The organism is Aureimonas fodinaquatilis (assembly GCF_008369445.1).
Classification (GTDB): Bacteria; Pseudomonadota; Alphaproteobacteria; order Rhizobiales; family Rhizobiaceae; genus Aureimonas; species Aureimonas fodinaquatilis.
In genome coordinates this window covers 1-1,729 of sequence record NZ_VTWH01000008.1, presented here as the reverse complement: position 1 = coordinate 1,729, position 1,729 = coordinate 1, and the positions used below count along the sequence as shown (strand labels likewise).

The following is a 1,729-nucleotide window of genomic DNA, read 5'->3' as shown; positions in this document are numbered from 1 at the left end:
CCTTCCGCCGCCAGCCCGGCAATAACGCGCAGCACTTCACCGGTCAGTTCCGGGTCCAGTGCCGAAGTTACCTCGTCAAACAGCATCAGCCGTGGCTGCATGGCCAGCGAGCGGGCAATTGCCACACGCTGCTGCTGCCCGCCCGACAGTTGCTCGGGGTAGTTCTGGATTTTGTCCGACAGGCCGACCTGCGCCAGAACCTTGGCTGCAAGCTCATGCGCTGCCTTGCCCTTGATGCCGTTCACCTTGCGCGGCGCCAGCGTCACATTCTGCTCCACCGTCAGATGCGGAAACAGATTGTAGCTTTGAAAAACAATGCCGACTTCCTTGCGCAGATCGCGAAGGTCAACACCGTCGCCGTGCAATTTGCGCCCGCAAACGGTTATCTCGCCGCTGTTGATGCGCTCAAGCCCGTTGATGCAGCGCAAGGCCGTGCTCTTGCCCGAACCGCTTTTGCCAATCAGGGCAATAACCTGCCCTTCCTGCACATCCAGGGTGATGCCTTTCAGAACCTCAAGCGTTCCGAAACTCTTGCGTACATCCTTGAAGGAAACGAGCGGGCTTGCGTCGTTGGTCATGAAGCTGGCCTTTTCAAAAGGGAATGGAGCATTCATCGTTTCACGCCCGGCCACGTTGCAACCGCTGCTCAAACCGCTTGGCGTAAACCGAAAGCGGGTAGCAGATGATGAAGTACAGAAGCGCTGCAAAGGTGAAGACGACGAACGGCTCGAAAGTGGCGTTGTTGAGAATCTTGGCCGAATAGGTCAGGTCAAAGAAGCCGATCACCACGGAGTAAGAGGTGTTTTTGACAATCTGCACCAGAAACCCGACGGTGGGCGGCACAGCAATGGTCAATGCCTGCGGCAGGATAATGTAGACAAAGCGCTGTGTGCCGGTGAGCGCCAGGCATTCACCCGCTTCCCACTGGGTTTTTGGCACGGCCAGAATGCAGCCTTTCCAGATTTCGCCCAGATAGGCGCTGGAATAAAGTGTCATGGCCACGCCCGCGGCCACCAGCGCCGAAACATTGTAGCCGTAGATGCTGAGGCCGAAATAGACCACAAACATGATGACCGGCAGTGGAATGCCCTGGATCAGTTGCACATAGGCACTGAAAAAAGTGGCGACGGCGCGGTTTTTGGAAATACGGCCAAAGGCAACCGGCAGGCCGACAATGGTGCCGCCGACAAAGCCCAGAAGCGACAGGACAATCGTCCAGCCGGCTCCCTGAACCAGAAACCAGTATTGGCTGAAAGTCAGACCGAGAAGCATGGTTCTGCCCCCTTTGCGAAGTTGCGCGCCGTGCTCATAGCGGTGTCCTCAAACGGCGAAGACGCGGAAAGGACACGGAGGCGACAGCGTGCAGCAACAGGCGCAGGCCGGTTGCCAGCAGCAGGTAGATTGCGGCAATCACCAGATAGACCTCGAAGCCACGGAAGGTGAATGACTGGATCTGATAGGCGACACCGGTCAGCTCTTCAGCCGAAATCTGCGACATGATGGAAGTTGCCAGCATCATGAGGATGAACTGGCTGACCAGCGCGGGATAGACGCGCTCCACCGCCTGCGGAAGCTGAATATTCCAGAACATCTGCCAGCGGCTCATGGCCAGGCAGGAGGCCGCCTCAAGCTGGCCTTTGGGAATGCTGAGAAAGCCCGCCCGCATGATTTCCGTGGTGTAGGCCCCGACATTGATGGTCAGCGCAATCACCGCCGCATTGAACGGACC

The 1,729-nt window shown here is 57.8% G+C and carries 3 protein-coding genes; all 3 read right to left on the bottom strand.

Annotated elements, in window-relative coordinates; all coding sequences use genetic code 11:
• Positions 1–614 (bottom strand): amino acid ABC transporter ATP-binding protein (locus FPY71_RS18395; protein ID WP_246160733.1); only part of this gene is annotated, 614 nt, incomplete at its 3' end.
• A gap of 4 nt (positions 615–618) precedes the next feature.
• Entirely contained in the window at positions 619–1,272 is a 654-nt protein-coding gene (locus FPY71_RS18390; RefSeq protein ID WP_149301807.1) for an amino acid ABC transporter permease, read from the bottom strand.
• Positions 1,273–1,306: 34 nt separating this feature from the next.
• A partial coding sequence (locus FPY71_RS18385) for an amino acid ABC transporter permease (RefSeq protein ID WP_149301806.1) occupies positions 1,307–1,729 on the bottom strand: 423 nt, incomplete at its 5' end.

Coding starts and splice junctions, on each gene's coding strand:
- FPY71_RS18390 (WP_149301807.1), bottom strand. CDS start 1,272: ATGCTTCTCGGTCTGACTTTCAGCCAATACTGGTTTCTGGTTCAGGGA.